Source organism: Neobacillus vireti (genome assembly GCF_036962465.1).
Classification (GTDB): domain Bacteria; phylum Bacillota; class Bacilli; order Bacillales; family Cytobacillaceae; genus Neobacillus; species Neobacillus vireti_B.
The window spans coordinates 1-25928 of sequence record NZ_JBALNF010000060.1 but is presented as its reverse complement, the minus strand read 5'-3'; the positions used below and the strand labels follow the sequence as shown (position 1 = coordinate 25928).

Genomic DNA, 25928 nt, shown 5'->3' with positions numbered 1-25928 from the left:
AGCAACCGGCAGCGCCAGCAGCGGAAGCACCACAGCAACCGGCAGCGCCACCAGCAGCAGAAGCGCCACAGCAACCAACAGCGCCAGCAGCGAAGGTTACGCAGCAACCAACAGCGCCAGCAACGGAGGTAACGCAGCAACCGGCAGCGCCAACAGCGGAAGCAACGCAGCAACCAGCAGCGCCAGCACCACAGCAACCGGCAGCGCCAACAGCGGAAGCAACCCAAAAACCGGCTGTTGCTTCAACTTCGGTTGTTGAAGGAGTGATTTCGGAGGCTAAAAAATATATCGGCACTCCGTACAAATGGGCCGGAAACACGCCAGCAGGATTCGATTGCAGTGGCTTTACCGTATATGTATTCAATAAAGTGGGAATCTCCTTGCCACGTACTGCAGCAACACAGTGGGAAGCGGCAACACCAGTCAGCTCACCGCGAGTGGGGGATCTTGTCTTTTTTGAAACCTATAAAGTCGGACCATCCCATGTTGGTATCTACTTAGGAAACAACAAATTCATCAGCGCAGCATCAACAGGGGTAGTCATCTCTGATATGACCTCTTCCTATTGGAAAACTAGATACCTAGGCGCAAAATCGCCTTATTAATGGTGCCTGACACCGAAAGCCCTACAAGCATATTGCTTGTAGGGCTTTTGTGTATAAGGGAAACAACCTGTTATGTCAGTGAGCCTATTGTGCCCGTTCCGTCCAGAAAATCACCCATATGGTCACGAAAAGAGAGTATTGTGACCGTTCCGTTCAGTAAGTCACTCACATGGTCATAAAAACAGATTATTGTACCCGCTCCGCCTAGAAAATCACTCACATGGTCACAAAAATAGATTATTTTGCCCATTCCAACCAAAACTCCCCCTTCATGGGCAAATATTAACTCACCCAAATGCCCGCTTTATCAGGTCTCATCTCAACTACGTCTTAAGTCCGATACAAAAATCAAGCTCTGGCGCAATTATGGAAACAAACGAAAAAAGGTAAGATGATATCAAGATAAAGAAACAAATAAATGAACAATTCCAAGGAGGAATTAGCATGAAAAAGTTTGGTTTAATTTTAGCCGGCGGGCTGGCTGCTCTTATATTACTTCACTCGATTGGCCCGATCGTCAGCTTGTTGGTAAGTCTTGTGTTACTTTACTTTATCTTTAGACAGTTTCTTAAAACAGATTCCATTGCTTGGAAGATTGGTCTCGTCATTATTGGCTTAATTGTCCTATCTTCCACGATCCACCACATCCCAGCTCTAATCGGAGTGGCCGCTGCCTATGTGCTTTATCTTGTTTATAAAGAGTGGAATAAGAGTAAAAAGACACCTAAGAACAGTAAACATGATCCATTTGTAAACTTTGAAAATCAATGGAACGAAATGAAAAAATAATTTTTTAAAAAGGAGAGAAATGACATGACAAATTTATTAACAAGAATCAAAGATATCATTGTAGCGGATTTAAATGAGGCCCTGAATAAAAAGGAACAGCAGAATCCCATTGCGATGCTCAACCAGTACTTGCGTGAATGTGAGCAGGAAACAGAGAAGGTTGGGCAGTTAGTGGGGCGGCAAGTAAAATTGAGAGATGAATTTGTAAAAGAATATAGTGAGGCCATGAAGTTGGCTGAAAAGAGAAAGCATCAGGCAGAGATTGCCTCCATTGCTGGGGAAACCGAGCTCTATCAATTTGCTGCCGCCGAGCAGCAGCATTACGATGAGCGGGCGCAGCGTCTGCAAGCCTCACTGACTCAAGTGACCGAGCAGCTCCGTGAATTGGAACGAAAGTTTGAAGAGATGAAACGAAGCGTGAAGGATATGCAAATTCGCCGGATGGAGTTAATGGGCAGAGAAAATGTGAGCCGGGCTAACTTGCAAATGAACCAGGTTCTTGAAAATGATTCTTACACTCAAACCTCCTACTCAAAATTTAAGGATATTGAAGGCTATCTCGATCGTTTAGAGCAGAAGGTGAAGAGTTCTTTCCTCAACAGTACAATTGATGAGCGAGTGGAGCAGCTTAAGAAAAAACTAGAAAAGTAGGAAGAGAAAAACGGACTTGTGACAAAAGTCCGTTTTTCGTTTATACACAAAGTATATTCTTCCCCCTTCCGCTAATATGATGGTAAAGAAGAGGTGAGGAGGATGACTGTACATGTCGTTGGTACGGCAGAAAATCTGTGGTCCATTTCCGAAAAATATAAGGTTCCCATTCCAACCATTGTACGTGTGAACGGGTTACCTTCTACAACTGAAATAGTTCCCGGTCTAGCCCTGTATCTTCCAGACGATTCTCTGCCAACAAGAGCTTATCAAATAAAAGCAGGTGATTCTCTTTGGGAAATAGCCCAACGATTTAATTCGGATCTCTCCTTAATTCGTAAAGTCAATCCGGGAATAAATATAGATCAACTTCACATCGGCCAGATGATTACCATTCCTTCCCCTACTAAATTAGCCGTGCGGACGATTGGTTTTTTTGTTCCTTCAGGGCCAAACCTTTCCCTATTAGATTCCTTATCTAACCAGCTCACATATGTCGCGGTTGTGAACTATGCGTTTACCAATGAAGGTTACGCTTTTGCTCAAATAGACGATACAGCTATTGTTACAAAGTGCAGGCAATTAAATATGACTCCATTATTAATGATCCGAAACTATATCGCCAGTGGCTTTAGTGCAGAGCTGGCCGGAGGGGTCCTGGGAAATCCAACCTATCGACAGAATTTAGTCGCTAGCATCGTCAATCTCACCATTAGTAGAGGGTTTGGAGGGGTAAGCCTTGATCTAGAATTTATCCCGCCGGCAAGGCGGAATGATTTTACGTTGTTCTTACAAGATTTAAAGCAGCAATTAGGAAATTTACTTTTACATGTTAATGTTCACGCCAAGACCGCCGATTTACCGACCAATCGGATTGTGGGGGCGTATGATTATGCGGCAATTGGAAATGCGGTTGATTTGGTGGCGGTTATGACGATGGATTATGGCTACCCAGGTGGACCGCCCGATCCGATTTCACCATATGGTTGGGTAGAACAAGTGATTAAGTATGCTCTCACGCACGTTAGCCCGCAAAAATTATTCATGGCTCTGCCGTTGTATGGCTATGACAAAGTGGCTGCTACCCATGCCACTCAAGGATTGTCTGTGCTTAATGCGCAAAATAAAGCTATTTCAGTTGGAGAGTCGATTCAATTTGACGAAACAGCGAAATCACCATGGTTTCGTTATTGGTCCGGCACTGAGGAACATGTTGTTTGGTTTGAGGACATCCGAAGTTATATGGAAAAATATAAACTGCTTGATATTTACGGATTAGCTGGAACCACATTTTGGCAAATCAGTTTGCCGGCACCTCAGAATTGGGCTTTTTTAAACAAAGATCTAACGATTATAAAAAATCCGACGTAGTTTTACGTTTTCAAAGTAGTGGTATACAGTTGATTAAATAAAAAATTCGTGATTGTAAACAATAAGCAAAGTTCCCGCTGCCCGTCCAATTTCGATTTTGAAACCAAACCTGTTCGTGTTCGTATATAAATCAACCATTGATAAGAAAATAAAGGTGATGAAGCAGTAATGGAAACAAGAGAAGAACTAGTGAATCAACTTTCCGTCATAGAAAAATGGGAAAAGGACCAGAGTGATTTATGGATTTGGGAACGGCTGGGCCGGCTTCCATTTAAGCTTCTAGATAAAATAACTCCGGCATTCATTCACAATAAAGTGGGAAGCTTGCTAGAAGAAATCGGTTCTTATATTCAAACAGGCGGCAGCTATCTCATTAAAAAAGAGACCATTTTTAAAAAAGTAGAAAAAGAAATGGGGAAGCCGATCGATGATATATCAGATATCAAAGATATCCCTATAGCGACTATGTATAAGTTGAGCCAAGAGCTTACAAAGCAAAGGAAGAAGTTTGCTGCCATTCAAGGGGCCAGCACAGGTATCGGCGGGATTTTTACACTGGCGATCGATATCCCAGCTTTAATAGCGATCTCCTTAAAAACACTACAGGAAATTGCGATTATTCATGGCTATGATCCAAGCGATCAGGGTGAGCGTGTCTTTATGGTGAAATGCCTGCAGTTTGCTTCAGCTGATATTGTTGGGAAACGGGCCATCCTTCATGAGCTCTCCCGCTATTCAGGGCAAGGAAGCAAATCGGATGAAACCATTTCTCAGCTGCAAGGCTGGCGGGAGGTTGTCTATACGTACAGAGATCAGTTTGGCTGGAAGAAGCTGTTTCAGATGGTCCCGATTGCAGGAATCCTTTTTGGGGCGTTTACCAATAGAACTATGATTCATGATTTAGCTGAAACAGGAATGATGCTATATGGAAAAAGAAGAATTCTTGAGCGGTTAGAGCCAGGTTTGATGAGAAAATAAATAGGTGTCCCATAAAAGTTGATACTTTTGGGACACCTTTTTTCTATTCTTGATTGTCACGGTCGTTGTTGTTGCCAGTTACACTGTTTACCGCGTTGCTTGTAGCATCAACTGCTTTCATGGCAACATTCTCAGTCGCTTCCAAAGCATTATGAACCGTTTCAAATGCTGAACCCGCCGTATTCTTGACGCTGTCCGCAATACTGTTATTGGTTTGTTGGTTTTCATTATTTCTTTCATTCGTCATGGTTTGTCACCCCCTAAACAGAAATAGGATATGTAGTATTGGCTTATTTATTCAGTAAAGATAGGGGGACATTTCCTACTTCTTAAGCAACGGGCGATTCTGAAGATACAACTCCATATCCTGGCTGCTTCCTTTAACAACCGCTTCTACAATCAGCTTCGCTAACAGCTGGCTGTATACGGTTCCATTATCGCCAAAGGCAAAGAGGAAATGGCAATTGGGGTATTCGTCATACACACCGATAATCGGAAGGCCGTCAACCGTTCCCCCATAAAAAGCAGCTAAATAGTATTCTGGTTTCACGTGAATAGCAGGAAACAGGTTATTAAATTCCTCTATCAGCTTCTCCTTTTTATGTAACAGCTTACTGTCACGGTCGTCAGCATATGTTGTGTTATCATCAAGGCCGCCAATGATGATTCGGTTGTCCGCTGTTGTGCGCATAAATAAATAAGGGCGGGCAGTTTCCCAAAGGAGTGTCCGATTAGTCCAAGTTGAAAAATCAGCGACTGGATTTGTAGTTACGGTATAAGTACTGACAAACGAAGCCTTTTTCTCCTTTTTAATATCGATTCCCTCATACCCGGCTGTAAAAATGACATGGCGTGCCTGAATCGAATTGCCTGTCTTTGTCGAAATGATCATCCGTTCCTGCTGAGCATCGTAATGATGACCGTTCATCTCCGTATTTTCGTAGATACGGACACCCTTTTTTGCAGCAAAATCAATGAGAGCATGTGTGAATTTGAAAGGGTTCAGCTCGCCGTCGTTGTAAGAATAAATCGCCGCCTCACGGCTAAATGGATAATTTTTTTCAATCTCTTCCTTTGTCCAAAAATCGGCCTCAGCGTTTTGGGCCTTTAAAAAGTCATATTCTTTTTTTAGTTTGGCAACGTCGTCTTTGCAGCTTGCAGAATAGAGGGTATCCCGACGGGTAAATTCGCTGTCAATTTCCGCTGCATTTGCTGCCGCCTCTATTTCGTTGATGGCTTCTTTTAATAATTGCAAATGACGCTCGATGTACTCTTGTCCGAAGGTATGGATAAGGTCGGTAAACATTTTTTCACCAGAATATTGAATTAATGCGGAATTTGCACTCGTACTGCCGCTTCCGATTGTTTCTTTTTCAATCACGACTACATTTAAACCGGTGTCTGCTAGGTAATAGGCACACTGTGCCGCAGAGCTGCCGCCGCCAATAATGCAGACATCACAAGTGAGGTCCTCTTTAAGAGCAGGGTAGGATGGGGCGTCAGGAAAAGTGGTTGGCCAATAATAGGTTCCAGATTGTAAGTTCATAATGGATCCTCCTACTTTTAGATGAATACCATTACTATCTCCAATCCATCTTCTTTAGATGCAAAGGGACGGTTCTTCTGCTTCTAAGAAGCAGAAGAACCGTCCCTTTGCTTTTAATAAATGACAACCGGTTCATGGGTGCTGAGATTGTTATATACGGTTTTCATGATAGCAGATGGTGTATTGACACATCCGCCTGATCCTGCATTTAGGTAGGCGCTGCTTGACCAGTTTCTCCGCCAGCTGGCATCGTGGAAACCTTGTCCGCTGTTGGTGAATGGCGCCCAATATTGGACTTCCACCTCATAAGAACCACTTCCTACGTGAGAGCCCCTAAGGGTAGATGGTGTTCGTTTGTAAAGGATATACCAAACTCCTTTTGATGTATCTTCACCCGTGCTGTGTTTACCGGTCACGACATTGGTGGTAACGACTAATTTTCCATTTTTGTAAATCCAAATCTTCTGTTCGGCAATTGATACTTCAGCGTACGTATCGCCAATGCCGTTGTTGGCTGTCGTTTCATAACCATAGCCTTCACCACTCCAGCCATGTCCAATAATATTAGAAGCTGAAATGGACTTTTCTCCTTTTTTGAAAGCGGCAAGAAGCTGTGCTGCTTCCTTGTCTTCATCTAAAGCCCAGCCATAGCCTTCGCCTTTAACCGAAATAACGGAACCTGAATGGGTTTTGAATCGGAAATTTTTATTTAATGTCGATTGAGTTTCATTAATGTCAGAAATCTTGTTTTTGATCTCATTCGTATCAATGGAAACATTCAAGTCTTTTGTCACCGTGGCGCTTTTAATTAAATCGCTCGCTTTTAGGGAATAAACTTTGTCCTGTACCTTGTAATCCACGGTACGCTGCAGAAGTGCCTCCAGCTTATTCTTTTCATCTTTTATGACTGGACTGTCTTCTTTGATTGGCTCGATATAGACAGGATTCAAATGGATATCACTTTTATATTCCTGTTTTTCATAGTCCTTTAATAGACTGGCAATCTCATATTGATTTCCGCTCACGCTTTTAGAGACGACGATTTTACCTTCTTCTAAATGAACCTCGGCATCTTGTGGCGCTTTTAAACTTTTGTTCAGGGATATAAGCTTTTCTTCGACTTGTTTCTTCATTGTCTGGCTGCGATACTGATCCATTTTGCTGGGCATTAATGAATAGTTTTTCGCTTTTGAAGAAGGAAAGAGTGTCTTCTGGTTTGCTAATATTTTTTTGACGGCTGGCAGATCTTTTTCTGTAAATTCCATTTTCGTATCTTGTCCATCTAAAATTTGCTGCGTTCCGACATATACTTCGTTGGTTAAGACAGCAGTTTTTAATGTCTTTAGTGCTTCATCAGCCGTTAGTCCACTGACTTTTATATCATTAATTTTTATATTTGCATTAAAGTGGTTTGCCTGATAATAGTTGATTCCGCCTAAAATAATGGCTAGGATTACGATGATACTAGGTATGATAAACTTCCAATTTTTATACCATTTAGACCGTTTTACCCGTCGCCTATCAATTTCCACTGTTTCGCTTACTGAACTTTCCATAAAGATTCCCCCTCAACCCGGTGACGCAGCAATCAGCGTTAACCGACTTTACTTTTCGCCTTAAATCAAACATTACAATTATATTACAACATTCTTAAAATAACCTTAAATATTTATTACTAATATTCTACAAAATTTTTTTGCGTACAATTGTCGTAATTTGTAAATGTCTGAAGTTTTTTTTGTTTTGGTAAAAAATAGGTTCAAGTCTCAGGTTTTTAGGACTTATTATGGAATCCAACTTACGATAATTTATAGTTGAAACCAATCATCAGTCATGGTATAGTAATACAGTCAAATAAATGACCAAAATACTAAAACAGTCATTTTGCTTACGACTCATGTTTAAAGACTCCCGGCACAATTGTTTTTCATTGGTCTATTAGAATACGTTTCTTTTTTTAATTTAAAATGACCAAATGGTGATTTTGGTCAAAATGATTTTAAAATATGATGAATGAGGTGAACATCATGAAAGCTTTCACATCGTTAAAAAGTGAATTTATGAGGATTCTCCACACGCGCAAATTGCTAATCGCTATTATCGGTGTGATGACGATTCCGGTGCTTTACAGCGGCACCTATTTATGGGCCTTTTGGGATCCATACGCTCATTTGGATCGAATGCCTGTGGCAATTGTCAATAACGACCAAGGGGCGGTTTACAATGGAGAAAAGTTAACGATTGGTAAGGATTTAGTTAAGAATTTAAAGGAGAAAAAAAGCTTTAACTGGGAGTTTGTTAGTGCAGCGAAGGCCAAACAAGGCTTGAAGAAGCAAGATTATTATTTAGAGATCGAAATTCCTAAAGATTTTTCAAAAAATGCGACAACCCTGCAAAGTGATCATCCTGAAAAATTAAATCTAATCTATACCGTTAATGAAGGAAATAACTATTTATCGTCGAAAATTGGTGACTCTGCGATTGAAAAAATAAAAGAAGAAGTGTCGAGTTCCGTTACAAAAACTTATGCCGAATCCGTGTTTGATAGTTTAAAAGATGTCGCTACCGGGTTGAACAAGGCAAGTGACGGTGCTGGAGAGCTTTATAATGGGATTTCCGAAGCGAAAGATGGTGCGGGAAGCTTAAAGAATGGCATTACCACTGCTGGAAGCGGTGCAACAAAATTAGCAGATGGGGCAAAATCAGTTGATGCTGGGGCCAAAACGATCAAAGGAAACCTTGAAGTTTTAGCTGAGAAATCGATTGCTTTTTCAAATGGAGTTGCTTCTGCTTCAGCTGGTTCTAAACAAGTTCAATCTGGATTGGAGCAATTTAGCACTGGCCTCACACAAATGAAGGATGCCAATACCAAGTTATTGACCGGTGCGACTCAAGCAGAAGCAGGCACGCAGCAATTATCAGATGGTTTAGCGTCAGCCGCTGCCAATCTGCCTAGTCTGCAAAATGGTTCAAAGCAGATACAAGCCGGTTCTTCGCAGCTCGCTGCATCCTTAGATAAATGGAAAACAGGAGCAGACCAAACCAAAACGGGTGCGGATTCTGTCAGCCTTGGTCTACAGCAGCTGCTCGGTCAAGTAAGCAGCATGGCAGAACGTACGACTGACCCAACTGAAAAGGCACAATTGACTGCTTTAAAGGACAGCTTGACACAATTATCCCAAGGCAGCCAGCAGGTTGCGGCAGGTGTAGGAGGTTTGTCGAGCAGTGCTGAGCAAATAAAGGAAGGCGCCGTAACCTTAGCAGCCGGTGCAACTCAGTTGAATCAAGGACAGGGTCAATTGGCGGAGGGAATTAACCAATTGTCCGGCGGCGCAAAACAGGTACTGGCAGGCCAAGGGCAGTTAAAGCAAGGTTTGGCCCAGTTTGGCTCTAAATTAAGTGAAGCACAAACCGGATTCGGGCAAATTGTGAATGGTTCAAGCAGCCTGACATCTGGTTTAGGACAATTAGCATCAGGTTCTACACTATTGAAAAATGGAACCAATCAGCTGGCCCAAGGGGCGAATCAATTAGCTGCTGGTACCACATCACTTTATACAGGTGAAAAGGATTTAACTACCGGAATGACGAAGCTTGCGGATGGTTCATCCGATTTAACGAGCGGCATGTCTAAACTGGCGGATGGCTCAAAAGAATTGAGCAATCAACTGGATAACGGAGCAAAGGATGCCAGTGATGTCAAAGCGAATAACAGTGTATATGATATGTTTGCTAAACCTGTTAGTTTGAAGGATACCAAGATGAATCATGTTCCAAACTACGGAAGTGGCCTGGCGCCTTATTTCTTGTCATTAAGCTTATTTGTCGGTTCGCTTATGTTATCGGTTATTTTCCCAATGTTTGATCCGGCTGTGGAACCGAAGAGTGGAGTTGGCTGGTTCATGGGAAAAGCCGGGGTTATTTTAGCGGTTGGGATTGGTCAGGCGTTGTTAGCGGATGCCGTATTATTGATGGGGCTAGGGCTGGAAGTCAAGAGTGTTCCCTACTTTATTATGTTGAGTATTATTACAAGCTGGACCTTTATGGCGATTATCCAGTTCCTTGTTACCGCTCTTGATAATCCTGGACGTTTCTTAGCTGTTATTTTCTTGATCTTACAGTTAACAGGCAGTGCGGGAACATATCCAATTGAACTTAGTCCGAATTTCTTACAACATATCAACCACTACCTGCCAATGACCTATTCTATTTCAGGTTTTAGGGCAGTCATCTCAACCGGTGACTATGGATTCATGTGGACGAATATCGGGCATCTAGCCATATTCTTTGGATTATTCCTTGCTGCAACATTGACATTCTTTATCATGAAATTCAAACGTCAGCCTCAAGTGGCCGTGTGATGCATGGGGACGGTTCTTCTGCTTCGGAAGCAGAAGAACCGTCCCTTTGCTTTATCCATAGTGAACATCATGTAAAAAACCTGCCTTAAGAATGGCAGGTTTTTTCTATTACTCTATCTTTAATGGGTGATACGTACCTTTTTTATATTCTTTACTTAAGCTATGGGCCTTCTGATAAAGTGTATTTTTATTCCCATCCGTTAGTTCGCCGATAAATTTAATAGAGATTTTCCCTTTTTGCTCTTTCCATAGGGCATTCATTTCTTTTATGTAGGGCTTTACCACATCTTCATATGATTTGGCGTCAATTGTGAAGTTCTTAGACCATGCTTTTTGGTCCGTTATGATAAATGCCTTAGTGAATTTTTTCTTTTTGACCATTTTTAATGCGTCTAGTATGGCCAAGAATTCACAGACAATTGGCTTAGTGGTTTTAATGTCTCGAACATTTGTAATTCCAGTTAATGCTTTACCATCTTCAACCAGCACCAATCCGGTCCCTGCCTTATGAGTTTGGAAGTTGTATGAACCATCTAGGATAATAAAAGGAGTATCCTTTGGGACGTTTAAGTTTAATGGCATGATCTGCTTTTTTACAGTCATGGTGGCTGGTGTCACTACTTTCGTCCCCTTGTGATAAAAATTGAGTATATCCTGAACGTGGAAAAAATCCTTTTCTCCAACTCGCGCAAAAGGCATACCCTTTCTGCAGAGTCCGGCCAAATTTTCCTTTTTAATCCTCAATGTTTTTAGGAGGATATCATGTGTCACATATTCTTCTATCGTACGGCCTTGTTTATCACGAAATTCCATTTCTAACCGCTCCTGTGATGGCTGATAAGTCTCCAGCCATTGTAATACCTCACTTTCGAGAAATCTATATTCATTCCCAATCAGGTAATGCGGCATTCCATCTTTTAAATAGGCATTCATTTGAGCTTTCGTTAGTTTTAGATTTGCGATTATTTCGGCTCTTAAGAGTAACGTTATTGAAGTTTTCTTTTGTTTTTGCACCATAAATTCACCTGCATGAAAGAATTGTATTAGTCCTCGTAAATCCAGTTTAGAAGGTTCTTATTTTAAAAATATCATATAAAAAGAGGTAAGGATATCAAAAATTGGCTGTTTTTGGAATAAACCAAATCATCTTGTTAATTACCCGGGAAATGTGAAGGGTTTTAGTGAAGTTTGTCGAATTCCTTTGGCAAAAGATGTTGAAAATAAAAAGTTGTCAGTTTTTGAAAGGGATAAGAGAGTAGAAATACCCATATCGGCAAGCGATCCATGGTATAATTTTATTAGAAAAAAATGGAAGGGAACTAAAGGGGGGCTTGAAGAAGATGAAATGGTTGAAAAAGTGTAAAGAGCAACTTACTGGGTTAATAGATGCGATTAGCCGTTTCCCTTTAACCACATTATTCTTGTTAGCTGCAGTCTTGGTAAATGCTTATTCAATTAGCACAGAAAAGGATGATACGAAGTTACTATTAACCTTTATCTTTGGTGCATTCCTTAGCGCCGTTACTCAGGCAGCCTATGAACGATTCTTTTCAACATATTCATCTCGACTGGCGCTGATGGGAGCGGCGATAATTCTAACGGGTGGATACTACTTGATTGTTAGACCGGCTCCAACTTTAAGTACAGAGATAGAAATTAGAACAGTTGTGGCTATGTTTGCGCTGCTTTGGGCCTTTATCTGGGTACCTGTAATCAAAAGCAGCACCAGTTTTAATAAAAGCTTCATGATTACCTTTAAGTCATTTTTTATTTCCCTCTTTTTCTCGGGGATTATCTTCATCGGGATTGATATCATCCTAGTTGCTTTTAATGAGCTGATTTTTCAAATTGGCTATACCGCTTACCCGCAGACAGCTAACGTTATCTTTATGCTGTTTGCACCCTTGTACTTCCTTTCGCTTATCCCTAATTATTCAAGGGCCAAGCACGACACCATTGATCAAGCTGCACATTATCCAAAGTTTCTAGACATCCTGTTGTCTTATATCCTCATCCCATTACTAGGTGTGTTTACGCTCATCTTAGTAGTTTATATTTTCAAAACTATCGGCGGGTCCTTTTGGGATGATAACCTGCTGGAACCTATGCTCGTCTCGTACGCTATTACGGTTATTTTGCTGTATATCTTAGTGAGTGAGCTTGAGAATAAGTTTACGAGTTTTTATCGAAAAGTTTTCCCGAAGGTACTCATCCCGATTGTGCTCTTTCAGATTGCCTCATCGTTGATCAGCTTGACTGATACGGGTATTACGCATAACCGCTATTTTGTCATTTTATTTGGCCTATTTGCTATTATTGTCGGTGTTTTATTAAGCATATTACCTGTACGGAAAAATGGTGTGATTGCCGCCTTGTTGATTATTAGTTGTGTTATTTCCATCGTGCCGCCAGTTGATGCGTTTACCGTAAGCCGGAATAGTCAGATTGGAATGCTTGAAGAGGAGCTCTTAAAATATGATATGCTCGAAAACAATAAAATTAAGCCGAACGAGTCTGTTTCGGAAAAGGATCAAAGGATTATAACCAATGCCGTTCATTACTTAGACCAAATGGGTTATTTAATGGAAATTGATTGGCTCCCAAAGAATTTTGACGTTTATAAAGATTTTTATGCTACGTTCGGTTTTCATGAGTACCAAGAGTCGGGGGATGCCAACCAAGCCGTTTACCTTTCAATCGAACCATCAACTCCTATCAATATCACCGGCTTTGATCACTTTATTCAAGTTGATTTTTCTAACAGCAGTGAAAAAGAAAGCAGTGATTTTGAAAAAGCAGGTAAACACTATTCCCTGTTAAAAAGCTCTGAAATTTTGAAAATAATCGGGGAAAACAGCCAGGAATTGATAAGTTTTAATACACAAGAAATTTATGATAAGTTTTACAAGTATAATGCCGCCAAGGGAGCGATAACTGCTGATGAAGCGACATTCACAAAGGAAAATAACCGGGCCAAGATAACGATTGTGGTCCAAAATGTTAGCATTGAGAAGCAATCTAACCAGAACAATGCGAGTGTTTTTGTTTTTGTTCAAATTAAATAGGGTGGTCTTTGTACCCCGGAAAATTTCAGGTCCCTCTCATTGCAGAGGGATTTTTGTTTTTCAAGAGTTGGGTAAATGGATGGAGTGGTTATAGGAAAATAGAATCGTTTCTAAAAACAGTGGTCAAAAAAGGTTTAATTTCCTCGAATCTTGTCATTGAACGTGACAAAAGAGGAAAGGGGGTGAGATGTTGCACTTCCGATCGATTATTATACCTGCTCTTATGGCGGGAGCCGCTTTATTTCTGCCAAATCAGGCGTTTGCTGAGAAACATGAGCCCAGCGGACAAGCTAATGCCCATGTGGCAGAGGCACAGTCATCTTTAAACCAAGCAAATAAAGTTGTGAGTCAGAGAAACGTTCCTTTAAAACCTCAACAGGTTAAACCTGTTGTGGAAAAAAAGGCTGCCTTACCAGCACCTGCTAGTAAGGCAAAAAGTCAGGCTGTCCAACGTGGCCTGAAACAAGCTGTTTCTCCAAAACAAACCGCAGGATCGAAAACCTTGCCGGCTCAGGCAAATAGAAATGGCCATTTTGCAACCAAGATCGATGAAAAACCGGCTGTTGTGAACTCCGTACAGGAAGAAAAAAGCCAGCCCGAAACGGATCAACCTATTAACCAAGTTGATATTGCGGTTGGAAAAAGAACGGCCGCTCCCAAAGAGCCTGTTCCCGTTTCGGTTCCAGCTCCAGTGGAGATAAAATCTAAGAAGGTCATGCGGATGGAGCATGCTGCACCAATGCCAGTAAAGAAACAGGTTCCTGCAAGTAAGGACGAACTTCCGACTGTCGATCAGGCCTTGAACCCAGTACCGCGTTCTAACAGCGGAAGCGGCAGCCAGTCGAATGACCGTGTCAGCCAAGGTTTACATATGATTAGCTTTTTGGAAAAGTGGTTTGAGTGGAACAAGCATTATGAAATAAAGCTTGTTCAGCCGTTTCTTTCCCGCTATAACATAAAGCACCACCAATGGGTAAATGCGCCGCCATCACCACCGCCGCAAACAGCTCCTTTTTTAAAAACCGTTACCCGCAGTTACAGCCTACGGAATACGTAAATTAAAAGGAGCGAATTATAAAATGAACCATTATTTAAACCCTAGTAAAGTGATGAAATCTTTCGTATTAGCTGGAGCATTGTCAGTTGGAGTTTTTGCAGGAGGTCATTTCACCCTGGCGGCTGGACCAGACCATGCTAAAGCAGGACATGCTGTTCAGGTTAAGGCTTCAGTAAAGGCAAATGGGCAGGAAAAGCCAGTTTCTAAACCTGTTGTTACTGTTAAGCCAGTGGTAAAAGAAGTGAAGGTTCAGCAGCCGAAAGCTGAAAAAGTGAACAAATCTCAAGCAAGCGTGCATGCAAGTGAAACAGCTAAGCAGCATGCAAACCCGAACTCAGCAGTTCTTGGCAAGGTCGGTAAAACGAAAGAGACTGTAACAGAGGAAGTTCCGGCTCAACAACCAGCAGTAGAGGTAAAGGAAGAAGCTAAACCGGTTGTTACAACAGAAACTCAAACTACTGAACCTGTAACTGATGTTGAAAAGGAAACGGAAAAAGTTGAAGTTCCTAAGACAGAAGATGAAGCTATTAAAATCGAAGCTCCTAAAACAGAAGACGAAGAGTCTGTGAAAGAGGACGAAAAGTCAACTGAAGTGGAAGCTGATACAGCAGCTAAAACCGAGGAGAAAGAAGACGCTGATAAAGATGATGATGCTGATTCTAAAAAAGTCGTCAAAGACCAGGATGCTGTCGTGAAAACGAAAGATGAAGAAGATGCAGAGTCAGCTTTGGAAGATGTTGAAAAAGAAGATGTAGAGTCAACTTTAGAAGATGTGAAAACAGAAGCTAAGGTAAGTCCTTCAGTTGCTAATAAAGCAAAATCCCAGGCAAGTGCACATGCGAGTGAAACAGCAAAGGCTCATGCCAATGAACATTCTGCTGTACTAGCTGGTGAGGGAGTTACTGAAGAAAAAACGGCGGCAACTACACCAGTTGTAGAAGATGAAACTGCAGCGACACCTACACCTGTTGCAAAAGATGAAACATCCGTTGACACTGATGAAGTTTCTGAAGATGCTGCTAATCAAACTGCTGTTGAAGACCAAGCTGTATCCGAAGAGAACGCAGAAGCAACAGAAGTGGAAGCTGATGATACACAAGCAGTAGTTCCAGAGGCTGTAACTGAAGAGCAAGTTTCTACAGATGATCGTGCCGTTACGAACGAAGAAACTCAGGCAACAGACGTTGAAGCGGATGACCAGTCCGTAAGTGAAGACACTGTTGTAGCTGACGAGAAAAGCGGCGTAACGGAAACAGCTGTTACTGAAGAAGCAGTTACAGCTGAAAAAGTAAGCCCATCTGCAGCGAACAAGGCAAAAGCTCAAGCTCACGTTAAGGCCAGCAAACAAGCTCAAGCACACGCTGCTGCAAACTCAGCTGTAAAAGCTGTCGCTGAAGCAGTAGTTTCTGATGATGCTGTGGCTGAAAATACAACAGTTGAAGCTGCTACACAAGAATAATATCAAGATTTAACCTAAGAAGTTGAAAAGCCTCTTTCGCTAGTGCGGAAGGGGTATTTTTGTTCTTCATATAAGTATCTTTCATAAAATAAATTGAAATACCCATTCTGAAAAATAAGAAGCAATCCTAATGGCAAGAATAATCAAGTAGAAAGGAGAATGACGATGGATTTAACAATTAATTGGAATGGAAAAATGGCATTTGCAGGTACAACTCCCTCAGGTCATGAAACCAAATTGGATGCCGCTCCGGAGGTCGGTGGGGAAAATACGGGAGCAAGACCGACCGAACTCCTCCTCCAGGCCGTTGCCGGCTGCACCGGAATGGATATTATCTCCATCCTGCATAAAATGCGTCTCGAGCCCAGTTCCTTTCAAATAGATGTCGAGGGCGAACGGGCGGAGGAGCATCCAAAACGATTTACAAACATCAATCTCCATTATGCTTTAGATGGGGAATTACCAGAAGAAAAAGTCATCCGGGCGATTCAGCTGTCAAAGGACAAATATTGCTCCGTTTCACATACGTTAAATGCTGAAATCACAGTTAGCTACTCCATTAATGGGGTTAAAGGGGAAAAGGCAATATAATCATGGGGACGGTTCTCCTGCTTCCGAAGCAGAAGAACCGTCCCCATGATTTTTTTTAAAATAGTTATTGACGCCTCGCATGAAAGCGGTTATATTTAAGTCATATCAATAACGTTATATAACGTTATAAATAAAAAGGAGAGAATCAAATGAATCCAGTAAACGTTATTAGCACGATCCATTCTCAAACTGAACAAGGGATTACCGAGGTATATTTAGTAGCATGCGGAGGGTCGCTGGTGGATATGTATCCAGCAAAATACTTCCTTGAAAGCGAAGCTAGAAAGATTGTAACAGGCTTATACACAGCTAACGAGTTTGTGCATGCGACACCAAAACGACTGAACAAAGATTCACTCGTAATTGTATGTTCTCACGGCGGTAACACACCGGAATCAGTCGAAGCAGCAAAAACAGCCAAGGAACATGGTGCACATACCATCGGGTTAACCCATAACCATGAGGCTGGACTATTAAACTATTCGGACCATGAATTCGTCTATCAGTGGGGCGCGGACACCGATGTGAAAAATAACCCAATGGCCATCATCTTAGAACTTGTAGTTGAAACCCTCCATGTGACAGAAGGATATGCACACTACGAGGCATTCCAAAATGGAATCGGAAAAATCAACGGAATCATTAAGAAGGGTGAGCAGCAAGTAGCTGAAAGAACAAAGGAATTTGCGGAAAAATACAAAGATGAAGAGTTATTTTATATCCTATCGAGCGGTGCTTCCTACGGACATGCTTACGGATTTGCCATTTGTTCGTTAATGGAAATGCAATGGCTGAATGCAGCACCGATCCACTCAGGGGAGTATTTCCACGGCCCATTTGAAGTAACCGATAAAGAAACTCCATTTATTTTATTAATGAACGAAGGCCGTACACGAGCATTGGATGAACGTGCAAAAACCTTCCTCGGACAGTACGCTGAAAAGGTAGAAATAGTCGATGCGAAAGAATTGGGAATCAATACAATTGCCGATGAAGTGGTCGAATTCTTTAATCCAATCCTGTTCTACAGCATTATGTGTGTCTATCGTGCCGCATTAGCTGATGTTCGGAATCATCCATTAGAAACTCGCCGTTATATGGGGAAAGTATCTTACTAAAATCGAGGGTGAATAAGATGATGAAGGTTTTAGGTATTGGTGATAATGTCGTAGATAAATATGTTCATATTAAAACGATGTATCCAGGTGGAAACGCAGTAAACTTTAGTGTATTTGCCAAAAAATTAGGCGTAGAAGCAGCGTTTATTGGGACCTTCGGTGACGATCCAGAAGGGGAGCACGTTGAAAAGGTACTAAAGGAGCTCGAAATTGATTTATCCCATTGCCGTCACTTTAAAGGGGAAAACGGCTGTGCCCGCGTCACCTTAGAGGCTGGGGACCGCATCTTTTTGGGGAGTAATGCAGGCGGGGTGACACGCGAAAATCCGCTTCAGTTAACAGAGGAGGATATCGAGTATATCAAGGGATTCTCGATCATGCATACCGGGTTGTACAGCCATACCGGCCACATTTTAGAACAATTAAGCACTCTCGGTGTACCGCTGTCCTTTGATTTTTCAGATGACTTTCAGCAAGAAGAAATCAACGAGAATATACCTTATGTTGATTATGCTTTCTTTTCTTGCAGCCACCTGTCGCATAAGGAGACGGAGCAATTTTTAAAGGCAAACCGTAAAAGAGAGAAACAAATTTTGGTTGCTACTCGTGGAAGTGACCCAGCGATTGCGTTTGATGGTGAACACTATTATTATCAAGCACCGGATTATGTAAAGGCAGTTGATACGATGGGAGCAGGGGATTCGTTTATCACCGCGTTTTTACTGCACTTTTTAAAAAGTAAGGATATTGCCGCATCGATGAAAGAAGCTGCTGCCTTCGCTGCGAAAAGTTGTTTGGTAGAAGGCTCGTTTGGATATGGTGTTCCTTATTAATTCCTTGTGATTGCGAAACCTTGGCTGCTCTTCTGTTATAATGATGATATAACGTTATAAACAAGCGGGGGTAAACCATGTTAAACGCGGACCATCAAGAACCATTATATAGACAATTAAAAAAGGCAATCCAGGCTGCTATTTTAAATGATACTTATCAGCAGGGTGAAAAAATTCCAACTGAACCAGAATTAAGTGAGCAGTACAATGTCAGCCGAATCACGGTTAGAAAGGCCGTGGAGGAGCTGGTAAAGGAAGGTTACTTAATCAAACAGCAGGGAAAAGGGACATTTGTAAGCCTTCCTAAAATAGATCGGAAAATTGAACACGTCATGGGGTTTACCGCGGCCTGCCAGGCCAATGGTTTTACTTCTCACAGTGAGGTAACGAAAACAGAAGTAATCAAAGGAGACGCTGACCTTCGGAAGGCTCTACAGCTGGAGAAGGACGAAAAGGTCTTGTATATTCAAAGGAAAAGATTTGCAGGTGATAACCCATTAATGCTGGAAAATAACTATTATCCCTTTAATCGCTATTCCTTTTTATTGGATGAGGCATTAGACGGCTCTCTCTATGATTTATTGCGGGAAAAGTATGAAATATTCCCCAATCAATCTGGAAAAACCACACTGGAAATCGCCTTGGCGGATGAGGAACAGGCCCAGTTGCTCGAAACAAGCATTGGGAAGCCATTATTTTATATGAATGCCGTTATTTATGATCAGCATGGCCGCCCAGTACACGCGGGGAAGCAGTATATTATCGGGGATCGCTATCAATTTACTTTATAGTAAATTGGATAGTTTCTCCTTTTGTTATAACGTTTCATATCGTTATGAAATACCACTAATGACAGCGCTTTTATTGTTATCGCCGATAAATGGTTAGAAACCGCCGATAAATTTATAAAAACCGCTGATATCGCCAAGAAAACCGCTGATATATTGTCATTCTCTTTAAAAAATCAAAAGTAGGATGAAGGTGCTTCGATGAAAGTCAGTCAAAATGCTGCAGACATAGTACTTGTTTCGAATGTTATTTTTTCAAGCAAAGAGGACGAACCGTTCGCAGGATTTATTGCCATTCAGGAAAACAAAATAATCGCTGTTGGAACTCAGGACGAACAGCAGCAGTGGATTGGCCCGGAAACAAAGCAATATGAGCTTGGCAACCAGCTAGTTATGCCGGGTGTACATGACAACCATGTTTTTTTTACAGGTTATATGTCCATGAATAGAGGAGTAGATTTATCTAAAACCTCCACCATGAAGGAAGCATTAGCACTATTAGTCAATCATGCTAAAAATTTAGAGGCGTCACAGAATTTATATGCATTTGGCTGGGATCAAGAAGTGTGGGGGTGTCTGCCTGAACCGCAACTGCTTGATCAGGCATTTCCAGACAGACCTGTTATTGCCATTAATCATAATAAAAGCTATTGCTGGATGAATCAGACAGCAATCGATAAATATCAATTTACTCCGGATGCCTGCAGTGCGGAAGCAAGGGCATATTTATTAAACGACATGCTCCAAGACCGCCAAAAGGTAAAAGAGGAATTCTTGAGTTTCTGTCAGCTATTAGCCTCAAGAGGGGTAACATCCATCAAAGACATCGGCTTTGATGAGTATGAACTGCTGCCGGTCTTAACCGAATTACATCAGGAGGATCGTCTGCCGCTTCGCGTACATTTTGTCCTAGAACCTGTCTTAGAACCTCTTAATCTAGCTGCAGGTCTTGCCTACCAACAGTACTATCAAGATGATCACCTCCACTTTCAAGGTTATAAGCTTATGGTAGATGGAGTGGTTGCTAATCATACAGGAGATATGCTGGAGCCTTATGCGGATATGCCAACAATCAGAAATTTACAAACAGTAGATTATGGAAATATTGAAAATTCTGTTTTAGAAGCGGACCGGCATGGGTTAAAATGTTGTTTAACAGCAGAAGGGGATGCTGCAATTCGACAGGCAGTATCTATTTTAGAAAAATGCCGTCAGGTCAATGGAAAGCGTGATGCCAGACATTCAATTAGTGATTTAGAGTACCCGCATCCAGATGACTTAATAAGGATGGGCGAACTTGAGATTTTTGCGGAAATATATGCGCAAATCCTGCTGTTGAATCCTTCTTTTCCAGAGGCCTATATGGGTGAAGTGGTCGGAAAGAAGAATGAACACCGCTTTTATGACTATAAGACGATGCTTGACGCTGGGATTACGATTACAGCGGGAACGGATTTACCTTTATTTATAACGAGCGTACCTGATTCGATTTATGCCGCATCCAAGCGCTTATTTCCAGATGGTTCTCCTTCAGGAGGCTGGTTTCCGGAACGGGGAATGCCTATCTCAGAAATGTTGAAGGCATGGACCATTAACGGGGCGAAGCATCAGTTCATGGAGGACAAGACCGGTTCGATTGAAGTGGGGAAATATGCGGATATTGCTGTGTTTGACCGGAATCTTTTTGAAACGTCTGTTGAGGAGTTGCGAGAGGCGAAAGTGGTCTTAACGATTGCAGATGGAAAAATTGTTTACGATACTACGAGGATAAAAGTTTCACAATAAATAGGTTTAATGATAATACGTTATAAAACGTCACTTAAAAAGGAAATGGGGAACCACCATGGAAGCAAAACAATTGCAGCCAACGGTTATTGAAAAACGAAAGAAGTGGGCATTGCCTCACAGTTACACCCTTATTTTTATTATCATTATTGCAGTAGCACTTTTAACATGGATTATCCCGAGCGGGCAATTTGACCGGAAAGAGGTAACGGTAGACGGTTCACAGCGAACGGTCATTGTTCCAGGAACCTTCCACACCATCTCAAAGGTTGGAAAAAATGGAGACCTACGGCAAGGATTATCAGGAATTTTAAGTGCGCCAATGGCAGGAGTCATTAATGCAGCGGATGTTGTGGCATTTGTGCTGATTGTCGGCGGGGCATTCGGAATTATTTTGCAGACAGGTGCGATTGACCGTGGATTAATTGCCCTTGCACGGCGAATGAAAAATAAAGGAATCTGGGTCATTCCTATCTCGATGATGATCTTCAGTTTGGGCGGATCGACGTTCGGGATGAGCGAAGAAACGATTCCACTCTACGCCATCTTTATTTCATTGATGTTTGTTTTAAAATTTGATTCGATTACGGCAATTTTAATCTTATTTTTAGGTACTCAAATTGGTTATGTTGGTTCCACCTTGAATCCTTTTTCCGTGCTGATTGCTCAGGGGGTTTCCGGAGTGGAAGGCAATCCGCAATTGTGGCTCCGCTTTATTGAATGGATTGTCTTCACCGGCGTTTCGATAGCCTTTACGATGTGGTATGCCAATCGAGTAAGGAAGGATCCCAAGAAGTCGGTTGTTTACAAAAATGATAAGGAAAATCGTGAACGTTTTATTAAAGCCGACAGCGGTAAGGAAATTGTTTTCTCCGGACGCGATAAGCTGATTCTGTCCGGATTTGTGGTTGCACTTGGTTTAATTGTTTGGGGAATTCTTTCAAAAGGCTGGTATATGACGGAAATTGGCGCCGTTTTTGTAGGATTGGGACTCTATTCAGGTCTTGTGGCTAAGATGAATCAAAAAGAGTTAGCGGAAAACTTTGTTAAGGGCTGTGGTGAGTTTGTTTATGCAGCCGTCATCATTGGGCTTTCCCGAGGGATATTAGTTCTTGCTGAAAATGGTATGATCATTGATACGATCCTTAATTCACTGGCGAATATGATGGAAGGGTTGCCGAAGTTTGCCTTTACGACCATCATGCTGCTCGCTCATAATGTGATTACCTTCTTCGTGCCGTCCTCATCTGGTGAGGCTGCTTTAACGATGCCGGTAATGGCGCCGTTAGCAGAGTTAGTGGGCATCAATCGCGAAGCAGCCGTTACAGCCTATCAATTTGGTAATGGACTTACAAACCTCATTTCCCCCACTGGCGGAGTGCTCTTAGCCGGTTTAGCCATTGCCCGGATTAGCTTCGGCCAATGGATTAAACTAATCATGAAACTATTCCCAGTACTCTGGGTAATTGCAGCCGTTTTTGGAGCAATTTCAGCTTATATCGGAATGTAAAAAGCATGGGGACGGTTCTTCTGCTTCCGAAGCAGAAGAACCGTCCCTGTGCTTACTCTTAGGGTCCTTGGACAATTGTAAAGGATAATGTTGTGGTATAGGTTTTATTTGTTTGATTTGCTGTTAATGATGTTAAATTAATTGATAAATTTAAGGCATTATTGGGAAAGGTGGCTTGGTATTCTCCAGCACCGTTCCCTGCATTGGCGCTAATGATTTTTATTGCATTTCCGTTATCTATAACCGTAGGAGAATTGATTAAATTAACAGGATTAGGGGATGTTGTTCCATTTATTGGAACAAAAGTGATAGGCCCATTCAATGTTAACGAACCTTTCGGTAATTGTTTTCCACCTGATTCTTGAAACTGACTCGCTTGTACTGTTACATTCCACCCCATATTGCTCCCGGTTGAATCCTTAATCGTCATGCCGGAGGAAAAATTAGTGGTGGAAGTTTTAAAATAATCCGTAAAAATGATATTCGGAAAATTGCTTATCGATGGAACAGAAATCGATAGGATCCCCGGTGTTTTAATCGTTAAGGTCGAAGCAGCAGAGTAGATTGTTCCGTTAAAAGCAGTAACCGTATATGTATAGGTGGCGGCATCATTCAATCCAGTATCAGAATACTGAAGATTACTGCCCGTATAGATAACAACTCCGTTCCGTTTGACCTGATAACTAATGGCTTGGTAGACGGCATTCCAAGTTAAAACAACACTATTGCCTGTTAGTTGTGTTGAACTAAAATTGGGAGGGGCACCAAAAGGAGCTACGGATAAGGTTGCATTGAAATTGACTGCGCCCGTTTCTACCGTTCTTCTATTGCCATTCCCTGTTTGGGCAGAGGCCGTCCCACTCACTTCCCATTCTAGGTTTGCTCCAGTTTTATCCGTGAGGGAAGCAGCATCAAAGGACAAAGTAATGACGACAGGCGTATCGCCAATAGAACTAATTGTCTGTGAAGCAACCGTTTTAAGTGACCCATTGACCTTTTCATATACAGAAAGAGTAGCGGATGGATTTATCCCCCCTTTGTCACTTTTTTGGATTAAAAAAGTGACATTTTGAAGATTGGACCCCTGTTTTAAAGCATAAGTGGTATCAAAAAAAGTTCCATGGACAAATGTCGGGTCACGGTCTTTGTTTGCTTGTAACCAATTCAAATCAGGTGCACTAGTACTTTCTTGGATCGCTGTTACAGTTCCCGTTAAGTTTGATTGTGCTGTAATAGAATCGGGAGGAAGCATGATAAAGGTGTCTGCTTCTGTAGTAAGAGGTGTACAACTAATTGAATATAAGAATAAGAAAGTGGCTAAAAGTAAGTAGATTATTTTATTCATCCCATTATTTCCCCACCCTAAACCTTTTCCTAAATCCAAATTAATTTTTAGATTCTTCTTTTTGTGCTTGTTTTCTTCTTTTTCTTTTTTCAAAAATAATATATCCAACCAATGCGGTTATGACTCCTATAAGGGAATAGATCATCATATGATTATCATTTTCGACAATTGGTTTATTTTCACTTGTTGCATTGGTAATCTTATAGGTTTTTAAATCAGCTTTATTGACTTCAAAGACATTCTTTTTTGTATAGGTTTTCCCTTCTCCTTTTACTGTGAGATCAATTCGATATTTCCCAGTCTGGATAGCTGAGCTATTCCAATTTGATGGAAACATAATTCCCGTAAATGGTGCCATATCAAATTGCTTTGAACCTCCCTCAAACAGTAGTTGGTTCTGCAGATTATAAACCTTAAAATGGACTTCATATGATTTTATAATCGAAGGGGAGGGATTTTCTACTCTTGTCTGTATTTGGATTCCCGAAGGATATACCTTGGTTATCGATTCTTTAATATCAACGATAGGAATTTCTCTATTTCCGACATCTAACTGGATCGCTGTCCCCACTCGTACCTCACTTTTAATTTGAACGAGATCATCATTTTCTTTTTCGCTATTTTGCTGGGTTGTAAATAAAATTCCGCTTAAATACGTGCCATTATTTTTCGGAGCAATTATTTTTATCGGGATGGTTTGTTTGGAATTTGCTTGTAGTTCAATCTGTTTTTGAACTTGAATATACTGATTTGCTAGGAAACTTTTATTTAAACTATAAGATAGCTCTGAACCTTTACTATCCGTATAGTTAATTCCGCCATTTTGTGTTGATAATGCGTTTGTATTCATGATATTCAGAGTCACTGGTACATCTGAGGTATTCATCAAATCTATATAAATCGTTTGTTTTTGCTCTGGTTTCATTGAAAGCTTATAGTAACCTTTTGTACTAGAATCTTGGTTTACTGGATATTGAAGCGAAAATTGAACATTTGGGGGATTATTCTCATTGGTTGCTGCCATAGTAACCATGTTAATTCCTGCTAAACAAAAACATAATGAAAGAATTAGGGTTGATATCCCTATTTTTTTTATCATTTTATCCTCCGATAAAGATTAAATTATAAGGCAAGTCAAGTGCATGAAAAGGTTACATACTCTTCCCTTGCCTTTTTGAACATTATGGCCCAGTTACGATGGTGTATGTAATAGTGGAAGAGTAAGGGCTGTTGGTTGAAGCATACGTGTCCGCAGGAACGGTTAGTTGCAAAGCATCTTTTACAAAGTTAACATTATATTTTCCCATGCCAGTACCTTGGGTAGCTGTTAAGATTTTTTGAGCAGTCCCTGAGTCTATTGTTAAAGCTCCTGAAACAGCAGATGGAGCTGTTGAAGCTGTTCCATCAGAGGTTACTGAGTCAATGCCTTTTAGGGACAGGCTATTCTTAGGAATCGTATGTGTGTCAGCGGTGAATTGCGTAGCTGATACAGTTACATTCCAACCGCTTCCACTTCCTGTTAAATCTTGTACGGCCATCGTTCCTAAATTGGCTGTAAGATTTTTTGTCGTTCCGTCAAGAGCGATTGAACCAATATTGACGGTTGGATTTGGTGAGGTTAGGCCTAGCGATCCTCCTAGTACCGTAACAGTTGCATTGGTGGTTCCTGTAGTGGCAGCACTAACGGGAAGTCCTAAACATAGAGACGATAAACCAGTTAATAATACTACTTTCCATTTTTTATTCAAAAAAACTCCTCCTTATTGTTTGAGATTACTAGTTCAGTAGTTCCTCCTTAATAAAATAATGTTCCTACTAAAGAAAGATCAAAGTAGTTCAGTACTTCTATTCTTGAGCAGGGATTCTATAAATAGGGGAAGACCCCATTTAAGACTATCAATACCTTTATATGGGTATTTTTTGTACAAAAAAACACCTTAAAAAAAAGGTGTTGTAGCTGGCGAACTTGGTGAGAACACTGTTAGTCCCTATAGCTTTGCGTCATTACGTTTCCATAACTTTGCCCTTGAATTATTAATTTAATTCAACTATAAGGGATGTAAGAATATTCTACAA

The 25928-nt window shown here is 41.3% G+C and carries 23 protein-coding genes, 1 pseudogene and 1 riboswitch; of the genes and pseudogenes, 16 read left to right on the top strand and 8 right to left on the bottom strand.

Translation table 11 applies throughout. The features are described from left to right. Positions 1-304: hypothetical protein (locus V7077_RS21970; protein WP_335505939.1), on the bottom strand; the 304-nt coding region annotated here is incomplete at its 3' end. Between V7077_RS21970 and V7077_RS21965 the strand changes: the two are divergent. The 5 genes and pseudogenes from V7077_RS21965 to V7077_RS21945 all read left to right on the top strand — a co-directional run. Beyond that, positions 267-605, top strand: a pseudogene (locus V7077_RS21965) (C40 family peptidase); the annotation flags it as partial. The gene V7077_RS21970 and the pseudogene V7077_RS21965 sit on opposite strands and share 38 nt — an antisense overlap. 444 nt (positions 606-1049) lie before the next feature. Beyond that, a complete protein-coding gene (locus V7077_RS21960; protein WP_335505889.1) occupies positions 1050-1394 on the top strand; it encodes a flagellar basal body rod protein in 345 nt (114 codons plus the stop codon). Positions 1395-1418: 24 nt separating this feature from the next. Continuing rightward, the gene (locus V7077_RS21955; protein ID WP_335505887.1) at positions 1419-2045 is read left to right on the top strand and encodes a PspA/IM30 family protein; all 627 of its coding nucleotides are present in this window, start codon (positions 1419-1421) and stop codon (positions 2043-2045) included. Between the two features lie 102 nt (positions 2046-2147). Further along, the gene (locus V7077_RS21950) at positions 2148-3416 is read left to right on the top strand and encodes a glycosyl hydrolase family 18 protein (RefSeq protein ID WP_335505884.1); all 1269 of its coding nucleotides are present in this window, start codon (positions 2148-2150) and stop codon (positions 3414-3416) included. 168 nt (positions 3417-3584) lie between these two features. After that, positions 3585-4394 (top strand): EcsC family protein, encoded by an 810-nt coding sequence (locus V7077_RS21945; protein WP_335505882.1) that lies wholly within the window; start codon positions 3585-3587, stop codon positions 4392-4394. A gap of 43 nt (positions 4395-4437) precedes the next feature. Here the strand turns inward: V7077_RS21945 and V7077_RS21940 are convergent, their stop codons facing one another. The 3 genes from V7077_RS21940 to V7077_RS21930 all read right to left on the bottom strand — a co-directional run bounded on the left by V7077_RS21940 (position 4438) and on the right by V7077_RS21930 (position 7496). Beyond that, positions 4438-4641 carry a hypothetical protein gene (locus V7077_RS21940; protein WP_335505880.1) on the bottom strand — a complete coding sequence of 68 codons (204 nt, stop codon included), beginning with the start codon at positions 4639-4641 and terminating at the stop codon, positions 4438-4440. Positions 4642-4716: 75 nt separating this feature from the next. After that, positions 4717-5940 carry an NAD(P)/FAD-dependent oxidoreductase gene (locus V7077_RS21935; RefSeq protein WP_335505878.1) on the bottom strand — a complete coding sequence of 408 codons (1224 nt, stop codon included), beginning with the start codon at positions 5938-5940 and terminating at the stop codon, positions 4717-4719. A gap of 113 nt (positions 5941-6053) precedes the next feature. Then, the gene (locus tag V7077_RS21930) at positions 6054-7496 is read right to left on the bottom strand and encodes a L,D-transpeptidase family protein (RefSeq protein WP_335505877.1); all 1443 of its coding nucleotides are present in this window, start codon (positions 7494-7496) and stop codon (positions 6054-6056) included. A gap of 471 nt (positions 7497-7967) precedes the next feature. Here V7077_RS21930 and V7077_RS21925 point away from each other — a divergent pair, with 471 nt between their 5' ends. Continuing rightward, on the top strand, positions 7968-10301 hold the full coding sequence (locus V7077_RS21925) for a YhgE/Pip domain-containing protein (RefSeq protein ID WP_335505875.1): 2334 nt from the start codon (positions 7968-7970) through the stop codon (positions 10299-10301). A gap of 108 nt (positions 10302-10409) precedes the next feature. Here the strand turns inward: V7077_RS21925 and V7077_RS21920 are convergent, their stop codons facing one another. Further along, positions 10410-11318, bottom strand: a complete 909-nt coding sequence (locus V7077_RS21920; protein WP_335505872.1) for a reverse transcriptase-like protein — start codon at positions 11316-11318, stop codon at positions 10410-10412. Between the two features lie 184 nt (positions 11319-11502). Here V7077_RS21920 and V7077_RS21915 point away from each other — a divergent pair, with 184 nt between their 5' ends. The 10 genes from V7077_RS21915 to V7077_RS21870 all read left to right on the top strand — a co-directional run bounded on the left by V7077_RS21915 (position 11503) and on the right by V7077_RS21870 (position 22507). Next, entirely contained in the window at positions 11503-11664 is a 162-nt protein-coding gene (locus V7077_RS21915; RefSeq protein WP_335505871.1) for a hypothetical protein, read from the top strand. Next, positions 11642-13366 (top strand): DUF4153 domain-containing protein, encoded by a 1725-nt coding sequence (locus tag V7077_RS21910; protein ID WP_335505869.1) that lies wholly within the window; start codon positions 11642-11644, stop codon positions 13364-13366. Before V7077_RS21915 ends, V7077_RS21910 begins: the two co-directional genes overlap by 23 nt. Positions 13367-13553: 187 nt before the next feature. After that, on the top strand, positions 13554-14423 hold the full coding sequence (locus tag V7077_RS21905; protein WP_335505867.1) for a hypothetical protein: 870 nt from the start codon (positions 13554-13556) through the stop codon (positions 14421-14423). A 22-nt stretch (positions 14424-14445) separates the two neighbouring features. Then, entirely contained in the window at positions 14446-15882 is a 1437-nt protein-coding gene (locus V7077_RS21900; RefSeq protein ID WP_335505864.1) for a hypothetical protein, read from the top strand. A 165-nt stretch (positions 15883-16047) separates the two neighbouring features. Next, the gene (locus tag V7077_RS21895) at positions 16048-16473 is read left to right on the top strand and encodes an OsmC family protein (RefSeq protein ID WP_335505862.1); all 426 of its coding nucleotides are present in this window, start codon (positions 16048-16050) and stop codon (positions 16471-16473) included. 149 nt (positions 16474-16622) lie between these two features. Then, the gene (locus V7077_RS21890) at positions 16623-17591 is read left to right on the top strand and encodes an SIS domain-containing protein (RefSeq protein ID WP_335505860.1); all 969 of its coding nucleotides are present in this window, start codon (positions 16623-16625) and stop codon (positions 17589-17591) included. A 17-nt stretch (positions 17592-17608) separates the two neighbouring features. Further along, positions 17609-18424: a fructoselysine 6-kinase gene (locus tag V7077_RS21885; protein WP_335505858.1), complete on the top strand. Its 816-nt coding sequence runs from the start codon at positions 17609-17611 to the stop codon at positions 18422-18424. Between the two features lie 77 nt (positions 18425-18501). Continuing rightward, positions 18502-19215, top strand: a complete 714-nt coding sequence (locus V7077_RS21880) for a GntR family transcriptional regulator (protein WP_335505856.1) — start codon at positions 18502-18504, stop codon at positions 19213-19215. Positions 19216-19413: 198 nt separating this feature from the next. Then, complete coding sequence (locus V7077_RS21875; RefSeq protein ID WP_335505854.1) at positions 19414-20997, top strand: amidohydrolase; 1584 nt, start codon at positions 19414-19416, stop codon at positions 20995-20997. A 58-nt stretch (positions 20998-21055) separates the two neighbouring features. Then, positions 21056-22507: a YfcC family protein gene (locus V7077_RS21870; RefSeq protein ID WP_335505851.1), complete on the top strand. Its 1452-nt coding sequence runs from the start codon at positions 21056-21058 to the stop codon at positions 22505-22507. Positions 22508-22565: 58 nt separating this feature from the next. Here V7077_RS21870 and V7077_RS21865 read toward each other — a convergent pair whose 3' ends face one another. From V7077_RS21865 to V7077_RS21855, 3 genes are all read right to left on the bottom strand, one after another. Continuing rightward, positions 22566-23852 carry a WxL domain-containing protein gene (locus V7077_RS21865; RefSeq protein ID WP_335505849.1) on the bottom strand — a complete coding sequence of 429 codons (1287 nt, stop codon included), beginning with the start codon at positions 23850-23852 and terminating at the stop codon, positions 22566-22568. 40 nt (positions 23853-23892) lie between these two features. Further along, complete coding sequence (locus V7077_RS21860; protein ID WP_335505847.1) at positions 23893-24885, bottom strand: WxL protein peptidoglycan domain-containing protein; 993 nt, start codon at positions 24883-24885, stop codon at positions 23893-23895. Between the two features lie 148 nt (positions 24886-25033). Then, complete coding sequence (locus V7077_RS21855; RefSeq protein WP_335505845.1) at positions 25034-25600, bottom strand: WxL domain-containing protein; 567 nt, start codon at positions 25598-25600, stop codon at positions 25034-25036. Between the two features lie 201 nt (positions 25601-25801). Then, positions 25802-25887: riboswitch (cyclic di-GMP riboswitch) on the bottom strand. Between the last annotated feature and the right edge of the window lie 41 nt (positions 25888-25928).

What these genes read in the sequence shown, in the direction of transcription:
- V7077_RS21960 (WP_335505889.1), top strand. Translation starts at nt 1,050, where the DNA reads ATGAAAAAGTTTGGTTTAATTTTAGCCGGCGGGCTGGCTGCTCTTATA.
- V7077_RS21955 (WP_335505887.1), top strand. Translation starts at nt 1,419, where the DNA reads ATGACAAATTTATTAACAAGAATCAAAGATATCATTGTAGCGGATTTA.
- V7077_RS21950 (WP_335505884.1), top strand. Translation starts at nt 2,148, where the DNA reads ATGACTGTACATGTCGTTGGTACGGCAGAAAATCTGTGGTCCATTTCC.
- V7077_RS21945 (WP_335505882.1), top strand. Translation starts at nt 3,585, where the DNA reads ATGGAAACAAGAGAAGAACTAGTGAATCAACTTTCCGTCATAGAAAAA.
- V7077_RS21940 (WP_335505880.1), bottom strand. Translation starts at nt 4,641, where the DNA reads ATGACGAATGAAAGAAATAATGAAAACCAACAAACCAATAACAGTATT.
- V7077_RS21935 (WP_335505878.1), bottom strand. Translation starts at nt 5,940, where the DNA reads ATGAACTTACAATCTGGAACCTATTATTGGCCAACCACTTTTCCTGAC.
- V7077_RS21930 (WP_335505877.1), bottom strand. Translation starts at nt 7,496, where the DNA reads ATGGAAAGTTCAGTAAGCGAAACAGTGGAAATTGATAGGCGACGGGTA.
- V7077_RS21925 (WP_335505875.1), top strand. Translation starts at nt 7,968, where the DNA reads ATGAAAGCTTTCACATCGTTAAAAAGTGAATTTATGAGGATTCTCCAC.
- V7077_RS21920 (WP_335505872.1), bottom strand. Translation starts at nt 11,318, where the DNA reads ATGGTGCAAAAACAAAAGAAAACTTCAATAACGTTACTCTTAAGAGCC.
- V7077_RS21910 (WP_335505869.1), top strand. Translation starts at nt 11,642, where the DNA reads ATGAAATGGTTGAAAAAGTGTAAAGAGCAACTTACTGGGTTAATAGAT.
- V7077_RS21905 (WP_335505867.1), top strand. Translation starts at nt 13,554, where the DNA reads ATGTTGCACTTCCGATCGATTATTATACCTGCTCTTATGGCGGGAGCC.
- V7077_RS21900 (WP_335505864.1), top strand. Translation starts at nt 14,446, where the DNA reads ATGAACCATTATTTAAACCCTAGTAAAGTGATGAAATCTTTCGTATTA.
- V7077_RS21895 (WP_335505862.1), top strand. Translation starts at nt 16,048, where the DNA reads ATGGATTTAACAATTAATTGGAATGGAAAAATGGCATTTGCAGGTACA.
- V7077_RS21890 (WP_335505860.1), top strand. Translation starts at nt 16,623, where the DNA reads ATGAATCCAGTAAACGTTATTAGCACGATCCATTCTCAAACTGAACAA.
- V7077_RS21885 (WP_335505858.1), top strand. Translation starts at nt 17,609, where the DNA reads ATGATGAAGGTTTTAGGTATTGGTGATAATGTCGTAGATAAATATGTT.
- V7077_RS21880 (WP_335505856.1), top strand. Translation starts at nt 18,502, where the DNA reads ATGTTAAACGCGGACCATCAAGAACCATTATATAGACAATTAAAAAAG.
- V7077_RS21875 (WP_335505854.1), top strand. Translation starts at nt 19,414, where the DNA reads ATGAAAGTCAGTCAAAATGCTGCAGACATAGTACTTGTTTCGAATGTT.
- V7077_RS21870 (WP_335505851.1), top strand. Translation starts at nt 21,056, where the DNA reads ATGGAAGCAAAACAATTGCAGCCAACGGTTATTGAAAAACGAAAGAAG.
- V7077_RS21865 (WP_335505849.1), bottom strand. Translation starts at nt 23,852, where the DNA reads ATGAATAAAATAATCTACTTACTTTTAGCCACTTTCTTATTCTTATAT.
- V7077_RS21860 (WP_335505847.1), bottom strand. Translation starts at nt 24,885, where the DNA reads ATGGTTACTATGGCAGCAACCAATGAGAATAATCCCCCAAATGTTCAA.